At 61.4% G+C, this 17,032-nt stretch carries 15 protein-coding genes and 1 tRNA gene; 5 read left to right on the top strand and 11 right to left on the bottom strand.

What is annotated here, in order from left to right; all coding sequences use genetic code 11:
- Positions 1 to 15: 15 nt before the first annotated feature.
- From clpS to FHW92_RS08795, 3 genes are all read right to left on the bottom strand, one after another.
- Positions 16 to 384 carry an ATP-dependent Clp protease adapter ClpS gene (clpS, locus tag FHW92_RS08805; protein WP_210428431.1) on the bottom strand — a complete coding sequence of 123 codons (369 nt, stop codon included), beginning with the start codon at positions 382 to 384 and terminating at the stop codon, positions 16 to 18.
- A 280-nt stretch (positions 385 to 664) separates the two neighbouring features.
- Positions 665 to 1,621 carry a phasin family protein gene (phaP, locus tag FHW92_RS08800; protein WP_246870036.1) on the bottom strand — a complete coding sequence of 319 codons (957 nt, stop codon included), beginning with the start codon at positions 1,619 to 1,621 and terminating at the stop codon, positions 665 to 667.
- Positions 1,622 to 1,932: 311 nt separating this feature from the next.
- Positions 1,933 to 3,777: an alpha/beta fold hydrolase gene (locus FHW92_RS08795; RefSeq protein WP_246870084.1), complete on the bottom strand. Its 1,845-nt coding sequence runs from the start codon at positions 3,775 to 3,777 to the stop codon at positions 1,933 to 1,935.
- A gap of 445 nt (positions 3,778 to 4,222) precedes the next feature.
- Here FHW92_RS08795 and FHW92_RS08790 point away from each other — a divergent pair, with 445 nt between their 5' ends.
- Both FHW92_RS08790 and FHW92_RS08785 read left to right on the top strand, forming a co-directional pair.
- Complete coding sequence (locus FHW92_RS08790; protein WP_168602915.1) at positions 4,223 to 5,425, top strand: LL-diaminopimelate aminotransferase; 1,203 nt, start codon at positions 4,223 to 4,225, stop codon at positions 5,423 to 5,425.
- Positions 5,426 to 5,701: 276 nt separating this feature from the next.
- Complete coding sequence (locus tag FHW92_RS08785; RefSeq protein WP_246870035.1) at positions 5,702 to 6,340, top strand: winged helix-turn-helix domain-containing protein; 639 nt, start codon at positions 5,702 to 5,704, stop codon at positions 6,338 to 6,340.
- A 258-nt stretch (positions 6,341 to 6,598) separates the two neighbouring features.
- On the opposite strand, the gene FHW92_RS08780 is transcribed toward FHW92_RS08785, so the two are convergent.
- Genes FHW92_RS08780 through FHW92_RS08745 form a run of 8 tightly spaced genes read right to left on the bottom strand, consistent with a single transcriptional unit; the run spans position 6,599 to position 14,011 of the window.
- A complete protein-coding gene (locus FHW92_RS08780) occupies positions 6,599 to 7,009 on the bottom strand; it encodes a ketosteroid isomerase-related protein (RefSeq protein WP_210428466.1) in 411 nt (136 codons plus the stop codon).
- A gap of 2 nt (positions 7,010 to 7,011) precedes the next feature.
- Positions 7,012 to 7,221, bottom strand: a complete 210-nt coding sequence (locus tag FHW92_RS08775; protein WP_246870034.1) for a formate dehydrogenase subunit delta — start codon at positions 7,219 to 7,221, stop codon at positions 7,012 to 7,014.
- Positions 7,218 to 10,052, bottom strand: a complete 2,835-nt coding sequence (gene fdhF / locus FHW92_RS08770) for a formate dehydrogenase subunit alpha (protein WP_168602913.1) — start codon at positions 10,050 to 10,052, stop codon at positions 7,218 to 7,220. The genes FHW92_RS08775 and fdhF overlap by 4 nt, the downstream gene beginning before the upstream one ends.
- Entirely contained in the window at positions 10,042 to 10,575 is a 534-nt protein-coding gene (locus tag FHW92_RS08765; RefSeq protein WP_168602912.1) for a molybdenum cofactor guanylyltransferase, read from the bottom strand. Before FHW92_RS08765 ends, fdhF begins: the two co-directional genes overlap by 11 nt.
- Positions 10,572 to 12,083 carry an NADH-ubiquinone oxidoreductase-F iron-sulfur binding region domain-containing protein gene (locus FHW92_RS08760; protein ID WP_168602911.1) on the bottom strand — a complete coding sequence of 504 codons (1,512 nt, stop codon included), beginning with the start codon at positions 12,081 to 12,083 and terminating at the stop codon, positions 10,572 to 10,574. Before FHW92_RS08760 ends, FHW92_RS08765 begins: the two co-directional genes overlap by 4 nt.
- Positions 12,080 to 12,502, bottom strand: a complete 423-nt coding sequence (locus FHW92_RS08755; RefSeq protein ID WP_172249164.1) for an NAD(P)H-dependent oxidoreductase subunit E — start codon at positions 12,500 to 12,502, stop codon at positions 12,080 to 12,082. The genes FHW92_RS08760 and FHW92_RS08755 overlap by 4 nt, the downstream gene beginning before the upstream one ends.
- Complete coding sequence (locus tag FHW92_RS08750; protein WP_168602910.1) at positions 12,502 to 12,882, bottom strand: VOC family protein; 381 nt, start codon at positions 12,880 to 12,882, stop codon at positions 12,502 to 12,504. Before FHW92_RS08750 ends, FHW92_RS08755 begins: the two co-directional genes overlap by 1 nt.
- A gap of 16 nt (positions 12,883 to 12,898) precedes the next feature.
- On the bottom strand, positions 12,899 to 14,011 hold the full coding sequence (locus FHW92_RS08745; RefSeq protein ID WP_168602909.1) for an S-(hydroxymethyl)glutathione dehydrogenase/class III alcohol dehydrogenase: 1,113 nt from the start codon (positions 14,009 to 14,011) through the stop codon (positions 12,899 to 12,901).
- 263 nt (positions 14,012 to 14,274) lie between these two features.
- Here FHW92_RS08745 and FHW92_RS08740 point away from each other — a divergent pair.
- From FHW92_RS08740 to FHW92_RS08730, 3 genes are all read left to right on the top strand, one after another.
- Positions 14,275 to 14,348: transfer RNA gene (locus tag FHW92_RS08740), tRNA-Cys, on the top strand.
- A 163-nt stretch (positions 14,349 to 14,511) separates the two neighbouring features.
- Positions 14,512 to 15,762 carry an integrase arm-type DNA-binding domain-containing protein gene (locus tag FHW92_RS08735; protein ID WP_168602908.1) on the top strand — a complete coding sequence of 417 codons (1,251 nt, stop codon included), beginning with the start codon at positions 14,512 to 14,514 and terminating at the stop codon, positions 15,760 to 15,762.
- 345 nt (positions 15,763 to 16,107) lie between these two features.
- Positions 16,108 to 16,926, top strand: coding sequence for a hypothetical protein (locus tag FHW92_RS08730; protein WP_168602907.1), 819 nt, complete (start codon positions 16,108 to 16,110; stop codon positions 16,924 to 16,926).
- Positions 16,927 to 17,032: the final 106 nt, after the last annotated feature.

The raw sequence follows: 17,032 nt of genomic DNA, 5'->3' as shown, positions 1-17,032 counted from the left end.
CTCCGGCCTGTGTCTTCAGGCCTTTTCCAGAGTGCATTGCAGCGGGTGCTGGTTTTGCCTTGCGCAATCCATCACCTGATTCACCTTTGTCTCGGCGATCTCATACGGAAAGATGCCGCAGACGCCCACGCCGCGCTGATGCACATGCAGCATCACGCGGGTGGCCTGTTCAAGATCCATGTTGAAAAAGCGCTTGAGCACCATGACGACGAATTCCATCGGGGTGTAATCGTCATTCAGCATCAAGACTTTGAACTGGCTTGGCTTTTTGGGGCGGGCGCGGGTGCGCGTGGCAAGGCCGATCTGTCCCTGACCGCCGCGATCGCCATCCTCACCGGCAAAGACCGGCCGCGCATCGCCGCCGTCGTCATGTGCCGCATCCATGCATGAGGCCGCCAAGCCACATGTGGCCGAGTTAGGGGAACGGGAGAGAATCATCCGGCCCAAATACCGCGAATCAGGGGGGCAGGACAAGCGCTTCTATGCGCAGTCCCTTGCATCCTCCGACTTAAATCTATGTCGGCATGACGGATGCTGCCGCATTATCTGGCCGGGCGCAAATGGAAATCGCCCCGGCAGGCGGCAAAAAGCCCGGCATCCGGTGAGAGGGCGGATGGCCGGGCTTTGCAGGCAAGGGCGGCAGGGGCCGCCCCGCATCAATGGATCAGGCAGCCGCCTTGATCTTTTCCACGGCCAGCGTCACGCGGGTCGAGATCGGCTGAGCCGCTTCATTGGCCAGCTTGACCAGCGCTTCGGAATGCTTCGAAGCGGCGGCAACGGCGTCGTCAAAGTGCTTCTTGGCCAGATCGTTCTGCAGCTTGAGGAAGTCGGTCGGGCTCTTGGCAGCGGCCAGTTCCTTGACTTCGGCGGTCAGCGTTTCAAAACCGGCGCGGCCTTCCGACACATAGGCCGAGGTCAGTTCCTGCAGGCCGGCGGCCAGGATCTTGCTCGATTCGACCAGAGCTTCGACGTTGCCCTTGGCGAATTCGCTGTAATCGCCAAACACCGAATTGCCCTTTTCATAGGCGGCCTTGGCCTTTTCCTGGAATTCGGAAAAAGCGGTCTGGAAGGGGGCGGCGAAATCGAAGCTGGGGAACGTGGACATGGCAAACTCCTTGGCGAAGACATTGGGCCAGCGCGGCGGCTGGGCGGCATTTTCGGTCGACAGCGGGGCTTGGGCGCTCACCTCCACGGTGGGGGCTTCAACCTCGGAAAGAGAGGTGGGGGATACGGGTTCGGCCTTGGTCGCGGCCTTGCGTGGGGCAGGCTTGCGGACGGGCTTGGCCACCGGTGCTTCGGCCTCGACGGGCGCAACCGGCGCCTCGATCTTGACCTCGGGTTCGGAGGCAGGGGTTTCTTCGATGGGCGCTTCGACAGCGGCCGCTTCGATAACCGGCTCGGGGGTGGCCTCAACCGGCGCTTCCTCGGCAGCGGGCGCTTCTTCGACCGGCGCGGCCGTTTCGGCTGCGGGCGTCATTTCGACCTCCGGCTCAACGGCGGGGGTTTCGATGGCGGGCGATTCCTCAACAGCGGTTTGCGGAATGATCGACGGTGCGGCGCGCTTGACAAAGGGCGCGCGCGTGGTGCGAATGGTAGCCTTGGTAGTGGGCTTCTTGCTCATTGGACCTGCTTCCCGTTCAACCGACTGTTGAATTGGTGCATAATCCCAGTGCTTCCGATGCGATCGGGCCTGCCGAGATCCTCACCTTTGTTGCGATGCACAATGACGATTCGGCCGCGTGAAGTCAAGTGATTTTTGTGCGGCGCAGCATATGATTCCCCCGGATCGGAGAGGATTTCGCTGCTGATTGGTGAAAATCAAACAAATAGGGCGTTTTCGTAATAGGTTTGCGGCGCGAAAAGCTCATCAGGCTCGCGGGCGAAAATTCAGCATTTCGCACTTGCAGCATAAAAGAGCGTTTGCAGATCCTCCTATCGCGCCCTCACATATTCGCCTGGGGCATCGCCCAGAACCTTGTCGCCTCGTCCACCCGGAACGCGCTTGCCCTTGGCGGGCACCTGTTCGGGCGCCCGTTCCTGCAACCAGCCCAGCCAGTGATTCCACCAGCTGCCGGGCGTTTCCTTCGCCTGTGCGACAAAAGCGGCCAGATTTTCGACCGGTTCGTCATTGGTCCAGAACTGGTACTTTTGGGCCGCAGGCGGATTGACCACACCCGCAATATGCCCTGATCCGGCCAGCACAAACACATGCGGGCTGTTCTTCAACTGCCCGCTCAAACGCCACACGCTTTCGGGCGGGGCGATATGATCCTCGCGCCCGGCCTGAATATAGGCGGGCGTGGTGATGCGCGACAGGTCGATGGGCGTGCCGCAACCGCTCAGCGCGTCGGGTTGAACCAACAGATTGTCGCGATAGAGATCGCGCAAATAGGATTGATGCCAGCCTGCGGGCAGATTCGTGCTGTCGCCATTCCAGAACAGCAGGTCAAAGGCGGAATAATCCTCGCCCAGCAGGTAATTGCGCGTCACATAGCTCCAGATCAGATCCTGCGAACGCAGCAGATTGAAGGTCGCGGCCAGATAGCGCCCGTCGATCACCCCGTTCTGCGCCAGCGCGCCGATCGCGGCCAGTTGCTGATCGTCGATAAAGGTCTTGAGCTCGCCCGCCTTTTCAAAATCGACCTGCGCGGTAAAGAAGGTCGCGCTGGCCACCTTCTCCGCCTCGCCCCGCCGCGCCAGCACCGCCAGTGTAGCCGCCAGCGTCGTGCCCGCCACGCAATAGCCGATGGTGTGAACCGAGGGCACCTTCAGCCGCTCGCGCACCACGTCGATGGCCTCGATCTGGGCGCCGATATAATCGTCCCATGTCACCGCGCCCCAATCCATGTCGGGGTCATTGGGATCGGCCGATTTCCAGCTGACCAGAAACACCGTGATGCCCTGATCCACCGCCCATTTGACGAAGCTCTTCTTCGCGTTGAGATCAAGGATGTAGAACCGGTTGATCCAGGGCGGAAAGATCAGCAGCGGCGTTGCCATCACCTTCTCGGTGCTGGGCGAATATTGGATCAATTCGTAAAACGGGGTGCGGTGCACGACCTTGCCGGGCGTGGCGGCGATATTCTCGCCCACCTTGAAGGCGTCGCGATTGGTGTGGCTCAACTGCCCGCGCTTCATATCCTCGAGCAGATGCTCCAGCCCCTTGACCAGACTTTCGCCGCGCGTCTCAATCGCCTTTTCCATCACCAGCGGATTGGTCAGCGCGAAATGGTCGGGGCTGAGCGCCTCGATCATCGTGCGGGTATAGAAACGCAATTGCTCCTTGCGGGCATCGTCCAGCCCTTCGACCGAATCGGCCATCGCCGTGATCTGTTCGGCCATCAACAGATAGGTCTGATGCACCAGCGCGAAATAGGGCGTCTCGCGCCATGCCGCATCGGCAAATCGGCGGTCGCTGCGGGGCAGGGGGGCATTCTGCGCCTCGCCCTTCACGGCATGCAGCCCCCATTGCGCCAGCACGCCTTCCCACAGCTTCATTCCGTCAGAGAGCAGCTTTTGCTGGGTTTCGGGCCGCACCAGCGGGATCTGTCGGCCCCATTGCGCCAGCATCTCGTTCATCGCGGGCGAGAGCGAGGCGAGGCCGTTCAGTTCGGCCTTGAACAGATCGCCCGAGAGCAGGCCCGACATCGCCTTGCCCGCCTGCTGGGTCTGAAACTCCATCCATTTGGCCTGCATCCGCGCGGCCACATCGGCCCATTGCGCGGCATCCTCGCCGTTCACCACCGGGCCCCCTTCGGCCAATCCGGCATCCATCATGGCGCCGGCCTGTTCCATCACATCGGGAATCGCGGTCTTGGGGTTCAGCCATTGATCCATCGTCTGGCTGGCCACCTCGAAGGGGAGCATCATCAAGCTCGACAGCGGATCGATGGTGGGGGCCTTGGTGCCGGTGCCTTCGATACTGTCGGTTGTGGTGCTCATGCGCTTGTTCTCCCGCTCGCCTTACGCCTCAGGTATCAGCATGATACGACTGTGTGCCTGCGGCAAGCATTTGATGACCCGGCATGGCGTAAAATTGATGACGCCTTTTCCAGATTCATCCTTCACGCAAATTTTTTGCATCCTGCTCTCGCGTTTCGGGGCAAAAAGGCGCATGGGAGCGGCCTCCCCCGCGTGGTGGCGCCGCTTGGGCGCCTGCACTTCGCCATGGTGGCGTACGTGCGATGCGTGATCCGTGGGGAGGTAATACAGGAAAGGTCCAATGTCCGAAGAATTCTACCGCATGAAGCGACTGCCGCCCTATGTCATCGCCGAAGTCAATGCGATGCGGGCCGCAGCACGAGCTAGCGGGCAGGACATCATCGACCTTGGCATGGGCAATCCCGATCTGCCCCCGCCGCCCCATGTGATCGAAAAACTGTGCGAAGTGGCGCAAAAGCCCAGCGCGCACGGCTATTCCGCATCCAAGGGCATTCCCGGCATCCGCCGCGCGCAGGCCAATTACTATGGCCGCCGGTTCAACGTGGATCTCGATCCCGAAACCGAAGTGGTGATGACGATGGGGTCGAAGGAAGGGCTGGCCAGCCTGGCGACCGCGATCACCGCGCCCGGTGATGTCGTGCTGGCGCCGAACCCCTCCTATCCGATCCACACATTCGGCTTTATCATTGCGGGCGCCACGATCCGCTCTGTGCCCACCACGCCGGATGAGCGTTATTGGGATTCGCTGGATCGCGCGATGAAATATTCGGTGCCGCGTCCCTCGGTGCTGATTGTCAATTATCCCAGCAACCCCACCGCCGAAACGGTCGATCTGGCGTTCTATGAGCGGCTGGTGGCATGGGCGAAGGAAAACAAGGTGTGGATCCTGTCCGACCTTGCCTATTCCGAGCTCTATTTCGACGGCAATCCGACGCGCTCGATCCTCGAAGTGCCGGGCGCCAAGGATGTCGCGGTGGAATTCACCAGCATGTCCAAAACCTTCAGCATGGCCGGCTGGCGCGTCGGCTTTGCGGTAGGCAACAAGCAATTGATCGCGGCGCTCACGCGGGTGAAGTCGTATCTCGACTATGGCGCGTTCACGCCGATTCAGGCGGCGGCTTGCGCTGCTTTGAACGGTCCGCAGGATATCGTCGAACAGAACCGGCTGCTTTATCAAAAGCGCCGCGATGTGATGGTGGAAAGCTTTGGCCGCGCCGGTTGGGATATTCCCAGCCCCAAGGCATCGATGTTCGCATGGGCGCCTTTGCCGCCCGCGCTGGCGCATCTGGGCAGCCTTGAGTTCTCCAAGCAGTTGCTCACCCATGCCGAGGTCGCCGTGGCGCCGGGCGTTGGCTATGGCGAGGATGGCGAGGGCTTTGTCCGCATTGCGATGGTCGAAAACGAGCAGCGCCTGCGTCAGGCCGCGCGCAATGTGAAGCGCTATCTGACCAGCATGGGCGTCAATGTGCCTGCGGGCAAATAAGCGTCAAATTTTTAAGTTTTTGGAATTAGCATAGCGCCCGGTACAGAGATGTGCCGGGCGCTTTTGTTTAACCCTTTCTTTGCGATAGCGACTGCAAATAAAGGTAATATCCCTAAACCAGCGTTAACTTTTTGGCATTACCAATGCCTCAGCTATTGTGCCCACTGTTCCCGCTGCTGAATTTTTTCTGTTAGGGGATACGCAGTGCGGTGTTTTCACTGGCTGGCCGGACGTTCTATTTTTGGTGACGTCGATCTGCGGATCTCCGGCTGGCGGATGCAGTCGGATAGCATCAATTCGCTCGAAGCCATCCGTGATCTGACGCCCGACACCCCGATTCTGATCGATCATGAAACGGTGGATGCCGGTGTGTGGCGCTGGCTCAATGGTCCGCGCGGGGTGCGACTGCGGCGCTGGGCGCTGGTGGTGGGCATGAGCGACGGGCAGGAGCGGGCGCGTCTGTTGCGCCGGGGCTTTGGCGATATTTGCGATTTGGGCATCGGCCTGCCCGAATTGCACGCGCGGGCCTTGCGCATCACCCAGCAGGCCGAGGCGCTGGTGCGCTGGCGCCAGCATGGGCCGCTGCGGCTCGACCTGATCGAGCGCGACGCCTTTGTCGGCGACAAGTCGGTCGGGCTGCATCCGCGCGAATTTGCGGTTCTTTGGCGGTTAATGGATTCGCCGGGCGAGACGGTGGGTAAGCGCGAATTGCTGCGCGATGTCTGGAACCTGTCTTTCGTGCCGGAAACCAACAGCGTGGCGGTTCATACGAGTCGCTTGCGGTCCAAACTGGCCTTAGCGGGCCTGCCGGGGTGGATTCAGACCGCGCCGGGCGGTGGATACCAACTGGTTGGCAGTTCTGATGAGGAACAAAAAATTTCAGATAATATCCAAATAGGCGTATCATTAGCGTAAATTCCCTTTTTGGATTTCTATTTCAATTATTCTAACCAATAAGGGGATTATTGCAATTCTCGCCTTGCCGAATGGGGCGGTCGGGCCTACTTAGAACCTGCCTTTCAGGCATCCTCTCCCAAACTTCCACGACCCGGCTTTGGCCGGGTCTTTTTTTGCCTATTCGATGCATCCCGCTATCCAATATGGCTAATCCGCAGCAAAACGCCCCGCAACCGATCGGCGCGGGGCGTTAAGAAACGGCATGGGAAGGGGGGGCTATCCCCCGACTTGGCGCATCCAGTCGGCCAGATTGTAATAGACACTGACGCGCGCGATCAGCCCGTCGCGGAACGTGAAAAACGCCCCCGCAGGCAGCACATAGGTCTGCCCCTTCGCTTCGGGCAATCCCTTATCCGTGGCCAGATAGGCACCATGCACGGTAAACTCCGAGGCCCCGCGCTCGCCATGGCCATCGGCCATCAACACGATATCCTCCAGCCTTTCGCGATAGCAGCGGTCCATATGGGCCAGAAAGGCGCGGAAAGCCTCCTTGCCGATCTGGCGCGCGCCCTGATTGATGTCATGCGCGATATCCTCGGTCAGGCAGGCGAGCATCGCTTCATTGTCCCCTGCATTGAACGCGGCATAATAGCGCCCCAGCAGGGCCAGCGCTTCATTCTGGCTCATCATCAGGCCTTTGCGGTCACGATGCCCACCGCCGCGCGGGCGATTTCGGATAATTGCGCATGATCGGCCGCCGCAATCCCGGCCTTCATGCGCGGGTCCCAAAAGTCGATGATATGCTGGGCGGTTTCCCGGATCGCCACCTCGCGCCCTTGCGCGGCAAGGTTGGCGGCGATCTGGTTGGCCATTTTGATGAGGTGATCGGTCGTATTCATTCGGCTGCCTCGATCCTGCGCGCCTGCTGGGCCTGGGCTTCATAGTCGCGCTGCCACGCGGTCGGCCCGTTCGAAGGCATGACCTGCACCGCCGTGACCTTATATTCCGGGCAATTGGTGGCCCAGTCCGAGTTCTCGGTGGTCACCACATTGGCCTGCGTGTCGGGGTGGTGGAAGGTGGTGTAAACCACGCCGGGCGCCACGCGATCGGTCACCAGCGCGCGCAAGGTCGTTTCCCCCGCCCGGCTTGCCAGCTTCACCCAGTCGCCACTGGACAGGCCCCGGTTTTCCGCATCCGTCGGATGGATTTCCAGCACATCCTCGGCATGCCACACGGAATTGGCCGTCCGCCGCGTCTGCGCGCCCACATTATACTGGCTGAGAATCCGCCCAGTGGTCAGCAGCAGCGGATAGCGCGGCCCGGTGCGCTCGTCGGTGGGGATATATTCCGTCACCACAAACTTGCCCTTGCCGCGCACAAAGCCATCGACATGCATGATCGGGCTGCCATCGGGGTGCGCCTCGTTGACCGGCCATTGCAGCGAACCTTCGGCATCCAGCCGCGCATGGGACACTCCGGCAAACGAAGGGGTCAGGCGGGCGATCTCATCCATGATCTGGCCCGCATCGCTGTAATCCCAATCCAGATCCATCGCCCGGGCCAGCAATTGCGTGACCTGCCAATCCTCATAGCCATTGGCCGGGTCCATCACCCGCCGCACCATCTGGATGCGCCGCTCGGCATTGGTGAAAGTGCCGGTCTTCTCAAGGAAAGTGCTGCCCGGCAGGAAGACATGGGCGTAATTGGCGGTTTCGTTGAGGAAAAGGTCATGCACGATCACGCAGTCCATCGCCGCAAGCCCTGCGGCAACATGATGCGTGTTGGGGTCGGATTGCAGGATATCCTCGCCCTGAATATAGATCGCGCGGAACGAACCGTCGACCGCCGCATCCAGCATATTGGGAATGCGCAGGCCCGGCTCCGCATCCAGCGCCACGCCCCATTCCGCTTCGAACTGCGCCCGCGTGTCGCCATCGGAAATATGGCGATAACCGGTCAATTCATGCGGGAACGAACCCATGTCGCAGGCGCCCTGCACATTGTTCTGCCCGCGCAGAGGGTTCACCCCCACGCCGCGCCGACCGACATTGCCCGTCGCCATCGCCAGATTGGCAATCGCCATGACGGTGGAGGAACCCTGCGAATGTTCGGTCACGCCAAGGCCGTAATAGATCGCGCCGTTACCGCCTGTGGCAAATAGCCGCGCCGCCGCCCGCAATTCTTCGGCTGGAACCCGCGTCACCGGTTCCAGTGTTTCGGGCGAATGGCGCGCGTCCGACACAAACCGCGCCCAATCCTGATATTCATCCCAGTCGCAACGCTCGCGGACGAAAGCCTCATCGGCCAGCCCTTCGGTCACGATCACATGGGCGACCGCCGTCAGCACCGCGACATTGGTGCCCGGTTGCAGCGCCAGATGATGCGCGGCCTCGATATGCGGGCTGCGCACCATGTCGATCCGGCGCGGGTCGATCACGATCAGCTTGGCCCCTTGGCGCAAACGCTTCTTCATGCGACTGGCAAACACCGGATGCCCATCGGTGGGGTTCGCACCTATGATGAGGATGACGTCGCTGTCCTCCACGCTGTCGAAATCCTGCGTCCCCGCGCTGGTGCCAAAGGTGGTCTTCAACCCATAGCCGGTGGGCGAATGGCACACCCGCGCGCAAGTATCGACATTGTTCGAGCCAAACCCGCCGCGCACCAGTTTTTGGACAAGGAAGGCTTCCTCATTGGTGCAGCGACTCGACGTGATCCCGCCCAGCGCCCGCGCGCCATATTGCGCCTTGATCGCCTTCAAACGCGTGGCGGTAAAGCTGATCGCCTCCTCCCACGACACTTCGCGCCATGGCTGGGTAATGCTCTCGCGGATCATCGGGCGCGTGATGCGGTCTGCATGGTTGGCATAGCCCCATGCAAAACGACCCTTGACGCAGCTATGCCCGCGATTGGCCTTGCCATCCTTCCACGGCACCATGCGCACCAATTGGTCGCCGCGCATTTCCGCCCGGAAGGTGCAGCCCACCCCGCAATAGGCGCAGGTCGTCACCACGGCGCGTTCGGGCTTACCGATTTCCGCCACCGATTTTTCATTCAGCGCCGCCGTCGGGCAGGCCTGAACGCAGGCTCCGCAGGAGACGCATTCGCTGGAAAGGAAATCATCCGCAGCCGCGCCTGCGGAAACGGCCGAATCAAACCCGCGCCCCTCGATGGTCAGCGCAAAGGTGCCCTGCACCTCCTCACAGGCGCGGACGCAGCGCGAGCAGACGATGCACTTGCTGGCATCAAACGCGAAATAGGGGTTGGACAGGTCAGGCGCCTGACCCAGATGGTTTTCGCCTGCATAGCCATAGCGCACATCGCGCAGGCCCACTTGCGCTGCGGTATCCTGCAATTCGCAATCATTGTTCGCGCTGCAGGTCAGGCAGTCGAGTGGGTGGTCGGAGATATAAAGCTCCATCACCCCGCGCCGGATTTTTTCCAGCCTCGGCGTCTGGGTTTTCACCACCATGGCCGCCGCCACCGGCGTGGTGCAACTGGCAGGCAATCCCCGCGCGCCCTCGATCTCGACCAGACACATCCGGCACGAACCAAACGCCTCGACATTGTCTGTGGCGCAGAGTTTGGGGATCGCCCCGCCAATCTCGGCGGCGGCCCGCATCACGCTGGTGCCGGCAGGCACGGTGACGGCGCGGCCGTCGATGGTCAGTGTTACCGGAGCACCATCGCGCGCCGGGGTGCCGAAATCGGGTTGCATTTCATAGGCCATGGATTGCCTCCTCGCATTGGGCGAGATCGTCGGGGGAATTGATATTGGCGGGCGGGCGATGCAGCGTGACGCCCCTCGCGCCTGTCGCCTCGACCAGCGCGCGCAGCGAATGTTTGCCGTCACCGCGCAGGATCGCCTCGACCGCATCGGCGGCATGGGCGGGCCACAGGCCGATCACGGGCTGGCTCTCGACATAGGCGGGCGAGGGGAAGAGTTGCCCCAGCAGCCGGTCATCCAGCCCCACCGCATCGACCGAGATGCACAGCACATCGGTAAAACCATTGTCACGCGCATGGCGCAGCGCGGCGGCCAATCCGCCCAGCGGCCCCATGCCCGGCGCGGGCCAGTCGGGGATGCAGGGGGCGGGGGCCTCCTCGCGGCCAACCACCACCACCGCGCTGCATTGGCGGCCCAGCAGGGCAACCGCGCGCGCGATCAGCGTTTGCCCGTCGAGGACGGCCAGCGCTTTGTCGCTGCCGAAACGGGTGGAGCGGCCACCGGCAAGAACCGCGCCCAGAATCACTGGAAATCCTCCGGCCAATGGCGCAACGCCGAGAGCACCGGATAGGGCGTGAACCCGCCCAGCGCGCAGAGCGAGCCGAATTTCATCGTCTCGCAAAGCTCTTCCAGCAGGGCTATGTCCTGATCGGCGGTGCGGGCCACTTTGGGCGCATTATGCATCTGCGGCAGCGCGCCCACGGGATCGAGCACCTTGGCCCCGACGCGGATGCGGTCGAGGAGTTCAACCCCGCGCGTCGATCCGATCCGGCATGGCGTGCATTTGCCGCAGCTTTCCACCGCGCAGAATTCCATGGCGAAACGGGCGAGGCGGCCCATGTCGGCGCTGTCGTCCACCACCACCACGCCGCCATGGCCGATCAGCGCATCGGCGCGGGCATAGGCTTCATAATCGAACGGCAGATCGAATTGCGCAGGAGGGATATAGGCGCCCAAAGGCCCGCCCACCTGCACCGCCTTGACCGGGCGGCCGGAGGCCGTGCCGCCGCCAATCGTGTAAACCAGATCATGCAGCGAAATGCCGAAGGCCGTCTCATACAGCCCGCCATGCTTGATATTGCCCGCCAATTGGATCGGCTTGGTGCCAAGGCTGCGGTCCACGCCAAGGGCCGCATATTCCGCCGCTCCGCCTTCGGATAGGATATGCGGGATGGCCGCGATGGTCAGCACATTGTTGACCACCGTGGGGCAGCCGAACAGGCCTTCAAGCGCGGGCAGGGGCGGCTTGGCGCGCACCACGCCGCGCTTGCCCTCGATGGAATTGAGCAGCGAAGTTTCCTCGCCGCAGACATAGGCGCCTGCGCCTTCGCGGACTTCCATGTGGAGCGGAGCGATGATGGCGGCGGCAAGGTCAATGGCGGCGCGCAGCTTGGCGATCGCATGGGGATATTCGCTGCGGGTGTAGATATAGGCGGTTTGCGCGCCGACGGCATGGGCGCAGATGGCCAGACCCTCGATAAGCTGGAAGGGATCACCCTCCATCAGCATCCGGTCGGCAAAGGTGCCGGAATCGCCTTCGTCAGCGTTGCAGACGACATATTTGCGCCCGCCCGGCGCCTTGGCCACGGTGTTCCACTTGATCCCCGCCGGAAAACCCGCCCCGCCGCGACCGCGCAGGCCGGATTGCGTGACTTCGGCAATCACCGCCTCGCCGGACATGGCCTGCGCGCGGCGCAGGCCCGACCAGCCGCCGGTGGCCTCGTAATCCTCAAGGCTCAGGGGCCGGGTCTTACCCGCGCGGGCAAAGGTCAGGCGCTGCTGGGGCTTGATGAAGGGATGGTCGGCAATCGGGCCGATATTGAGCGCGCTGGTCCCATCAAGGATCGCGGACACATCATCGACCGTCGCCGGGCCATAGCCGATGCCATCCACCTCAACCAAGGGTTCGAGCCAGTGCATACCCCAGCTCGATACGCGCTCGACCGTCGCGCCCGCCGCCTCAAAACCCGAGGCCAGTGCATCAGCCCCCAGCGCGAGGGCGAGCGAATCATCGGAAATGCGGACGATCATCATGCCGCCTCCACCAGCCGCACCAGCGAAGCCGCATCCAGCCGCGCATGGAGCGTATCCCCAATCCTTGCCGCAGGGCCAACGCTGCACAGGCCAAGGCAATAAACGGGCGAGATCCGCACCCGGTTCCCGGCGGCGGCCTCCGCGGCCTCGATCAACGCCTCAACCCCGCGCGCCTGACAGGCCTCGGCCCGGCAGAGCTGCACACAGGGGCGCGGGTCGGCTTCCTCGGTAAAGTCGTGATAGAAACTCACCACCCCATGCACCTCGGCGCGGGACAGGTTGAGCGCCTGCGCGATGGCCTGCTGCGTGTCGGGCGAAACGCAGCCAAAGGCCCGCTGCACATCGTGCAAAATCGGCAACAGCGGGCCTTCGGTCCCGGCATGCCGAGCGAGGATCTCTTGCAGGCGCTCGTTGGTCATTATGCCTTATCCAGGTCTACAAAGGCGCAGATCTTGTTGCCATCAAGGTCGCGCAGATAGGCGCCATACAGGTTGCGGCCCGGCATGGGGCGCGGTCCGGGCGCGCCTTCACAGGTGCCGCCATTGGCCAGGCCCGCCGCGTGCCAAGCCTCGACCATATCGGTGCTGGTCGCGGCAAAGCCGATAGTGCCGCCATTGGCATAGCTGACCGGCTGGCCATTGGCGGGCAGGGTGAAGCCGAAAGCGCCGCCATTATGCTGATAAAAGGCGCCCTTGCCGGTGTCGAAACCGGGCGTGCCGCCCAGCGCGCCGAACAGCGCATCGTAAAAGACCTTGGTTTTGGCCGGATCGCTGCAACCGACCATGATATGGGTAAACATCATTCTTTCTCCCGAATTAGAATACGACGACGCTGCGGATCGACTTGCCCTCATGCATCAGGTCAAAGGCGGTGTTGATCTCTTCAAGGCCCATGACATGGGTGATCATGGGATCGATCTCGATCTTGCCGGTCATGTACATGTCGACGATCTTGGGCACATCGGTGCGGCCCTTGGCCCCGCCGAATGCCGTGCCGCGCCAGTTGCGGCCCGTGACAAGCTGGAACGGACGCGTGCTGATTTCCTTGCCCGCCTCGGCCACGCCGATGATGATGCTGGTGCCCCAGCCGCGGTGGCAGGCCTCAAGGGCGGTGCGCATCACCTCGGTGTTGCCGGTGGCGTCAAAGGTGTAATCGGCGCCGCCGTCGGTCATCAGCACGATCTTGGCCACGATATCCTCGCGGCTCATGCCGCGCGTGTTGAGGAAGTCGGTCATGCCAAAGCGGCGGCCCCATTCCTCGCGGTCAGGGTTGAGATCGACGCCGATGATCTTGTTGGCGCCGGCCAGACGCGCGCCCTGAATGACGTTGAGGCCGATGCCGCCGAGGCCGAACACCACCACATTGTCGCCCACCTGCACCTTGGCGGTGTTGATGACCGCGCCCACGCCCGTGGTCACGCCGCAGCCGATGTAGCACGAGGACTGGAACGGCGCGTCCTCGCGGATCTTGGCCACCGCGATTTCGGGCAGGACCGTGAAGTTCGAGAAGGTCGAGCAGCCCATGTAGTGGAAGATCGGCTGACCCTTGTACGAAAAGCGCGTGGTGCCGTCGGGCATCAATCCCTTGCCCTGCGTCGCGCGGATCGCGGTGCACAGGTTTGTCTTGCCCGACAGGCAGCTTTTGCACTGGCGGCATTCGGGGGTGTAGAGCGGGATCACATGGTCGCCGGGGACCACGCTGGTCACGCCCGGCCCCACCTCGCGCACGATCCCTGCGCCTTCATGGCCCAGAATCGAGGGGAAGATGCCTTCGGAATCAAAACCATCGAGCGTGTAGGCGTCGGTGTGGCAAATGCCCGTTGCCATGATCTCCACCAGAACCTCACCGGCCTTGGGGCCTTCGAGATCGACTTCGACGATTTCGAGCGGGGTTTTGGGCGCAAAAGCAACGGCGGCGCGGGTCTTCATCTGTATGCTCTCCTGAATAGGCCGATGAGTCCCCGACCTTTTTGTTTGCCTTACATACAAACCGGACGGGGGCGGCGTCAACGCCCCAATGGCATCAAGGCGCTGGAAAGATAATTGTGGTCCCCCAAAAGGCCAATGGCAAGGAGGCAATCGGCGAGGCGGCAGGCCCAAAGGGGCAGGCGGCCCATCCGCAAAAGATTTGCACGAATCGCTGTTGCCATCCGCGCCCGCCTCGTCTACTGGCAGCGCCTCACCGCATGGATGGCCCGATGGCGGAGTGGTGACGCAGCGGACTGCAAATCCGTGCACGCCGGTTCGATTCCGGCTCGGGCCTCCAATTTTGCCTCTCAGGACGTCTGAGAAGGTCTCGTAAATGGCTGTTTTCTGCCATTTTTGTCTGGTATTATGCCCCGCGTGATGTCGAGGCATTTCACTAAATCTCACCCATGTGATGGATGAAGTGATGGTAGGCTCCGACATGCCGATACGGAGATACCATCATGACGGACGGGAAGCGGCAGAAATCCGGGCTTACAGCGGCATGGGTGTCGCGCGCAAAGCCCAAAGATAAGCCATACAAGCTGAGTGACCGCGATGGTTTATACCTGCTGGTTGAGCCCGCAGGTGGTCGCGTATGGCGCATGAATTACCGCATTTACGGCAAGCAGAAAACTATAACTTTTGGACGTTGGCCCGAGCTCCTGCTGGGCGAAGCGCGCGAGCGCTTGCTTGATGCGCGCCGGCTGTTGGCCAAAGGTGTTGATCCTGTAGAGCAGGCCAAGCTGGACAAGATTGCGCGAACACTCGCAGCTGCTCATACCTTTGAAGCGGTGGCTGCGGAATGGCTTGAGAAAATCATTGCCGAGGGCGCAGCGGCGATGACGGTTAAAAAAGCCCGGTGGCTGTTGGCGAAGCTTTATCCCGCCATAGGTCGCCGTCCGATCCGAGAAATTACGGCCCATGAACTGCTTCTGGCATTGAAGAAAATCGAAGCGACCAAGCGTTACGATACCGCCAATCGAGCGCGCACCGCTGCGAGTCAGATTTTCCGATATGCCATCGCCACGGCGCGCACTGAGCGAGATATTGCCTCAGATCTGCGCGGGGCCTTGGCGACGCCTAAAACAACTCACCGTGCGGCAATCACTACCCCGATGGAGGCAGGAGCCTTGCTGCGGTCCATTGATGATTACGATGGGCATCCCCTTACCGGGACTGCTTTGCGGCTGCTGGCTCACGTCTTCGTGCGGCCCGGAGAATTGCGTTGGGCTGAATTCAGTGAGTTTGATCTGGAGAGGCGGGTATGGACGATCCCGGGTCATAAGATGAAAATGCGTCGCCCGCATGCTGTCCCATTGTCCCGGCAGGTGATTGCCATACTGGCAGAGATCGAGCACGATTCGGGCTATAGTCCTTTCCTGTTTCCCTCCCTTCGTGCGCTTGATCGGCCCATGTCCGACAACACAATCAACGCGGCTTTGCGCCGGCTGGGCTATGCCAAGGATCAGATGACGGGCCATGGATTTCGCGCAATGGCGGCAACGCTGCTCAATGAAATGGGGTGTTGGAATCCCGATGCGATAGAGCGTCAGTTAGCCCATGCCGATGGCAATTCAATCCGGCGCGCCTATGCTCGCGGGCAGTATTGGGAAGAGCGTGTAAGGATGATGCAGCATTGGTCCGATTATCTCGACCAATTGCGCGCCGGCGCAAAGATATTGCGGCCGCAGTTTGGGCACAGCGGATCGTAGGCTTAGGGGGCATCGAATGTGGCTCATCTCGCGAGTGGATGTCGCCGGTTGAGGGGCGGCCCTGACAGTCTCCTATACGCGAGCAAAGGCAGCTTGCTGTCCTACATTCCTGTTGCCACCTCGCAGTTCGGAACGGCCGGGATAGTGTGGGAGGGTCCCCAAGCAGCCGGTGGTTCATGGGTTGGATTGGTACTCGTCTCTATGCTACGCAGGCTGCATCAGAACTACGACATGCGTACGGGCAGCAAGGGAGTATGCTCTCACGCGACGTTTTCTTCTGAATTAAAAATATACACGTTCATTTTAGCCATGGGCGGTTCAGGTTGACGCAACGATCGGTAATTCATGCTTGAGGAAACATCCGTCAAAGCAACTCTCGAACTCAAAATTAATTTTGAGAATGGAGCGGACGCAGCCCAATCAGGTGCAGTTTTAAGCCGTTTGGCTGGTGCTTACTCAGGTCATTGCAACCGTTTAGGTGTAAAAGGTGCACGGCTGGTTGTACGCAAGATCGAGATTGCCAGCCTTTGGGCCTTGCTTGAGGGCGTCGTTGAGCTCAGCAAAGGTGTCAGGACGCTCTATGAAAACCGCGCTCTGTTGGAGAGCTTTGTACTGCAGCTCGGAGGTGTCGTAATGGCCATTCATAATGGCCACCCAAATATTGTACCGAGTCACATGCGCTCCCTGGTCAGGGCACTGATAGGGGCGATGCAGAAGGGCAACGCGACCAAGACAACGATCAAGGTGACAGGCGCCGACGGGGCTTTATTCGAAATTGAGTCCGCTGAGGCGGCGCTTCTGGAGAAGGCGCTGAAGGTCGGGAAAGCTGCGGTTCTTGATCAAAAGGCGCTCCAAACTCCAGAGTGGAATGAGATCTTTCATGCAGCGAACCTCCCGCTCAAAATTCCTGTGATCTACCGACAAACTGATGCGCTGACATATGATCGCGCGTGGCCTCATCTGCAGGGTACTCTCGTGTTTGCTCTCGGCAGTTGGTACGTCCGCGCCGCCACATTGGGTGGCATAATGCTCCCCGCTGAGATTGCGGGGGTTGCGGAGCCTCTGGATCCCAAAGGCACCTATCTGGTTTCGGGAGCGCAGAGCCCGACGGAGGGGGCGCCGCGGGGATTTATTGTTCAAAGCATACACCGCCGCCTGAGCTGACGCGGGACAAGTGAGGTGGTCCCGCCTTCCTGGACAGGTTTGCGGCTAAGTTAAGCTCACCTGGTTTTTGTTATGCCGCCTGTTTGGTCATCGGATCATGGGGGGC

Source organism: Novosphingobium sp. SG707 (assembly GCF_012275515.1).
In the GTDB taxonomy this organism is placed as follows: domain Bacteria; phylum Pseudomonadota; class Alphaproteobacteria; order Sphingomonadales; family Sphingomonadaceae; genus Novosphingobium.
The sequence above is the reverse complement of the archived record's forward strand: the minus strand, read 5'-3'. Positions and strand labels throughout refer to the sequence as shown.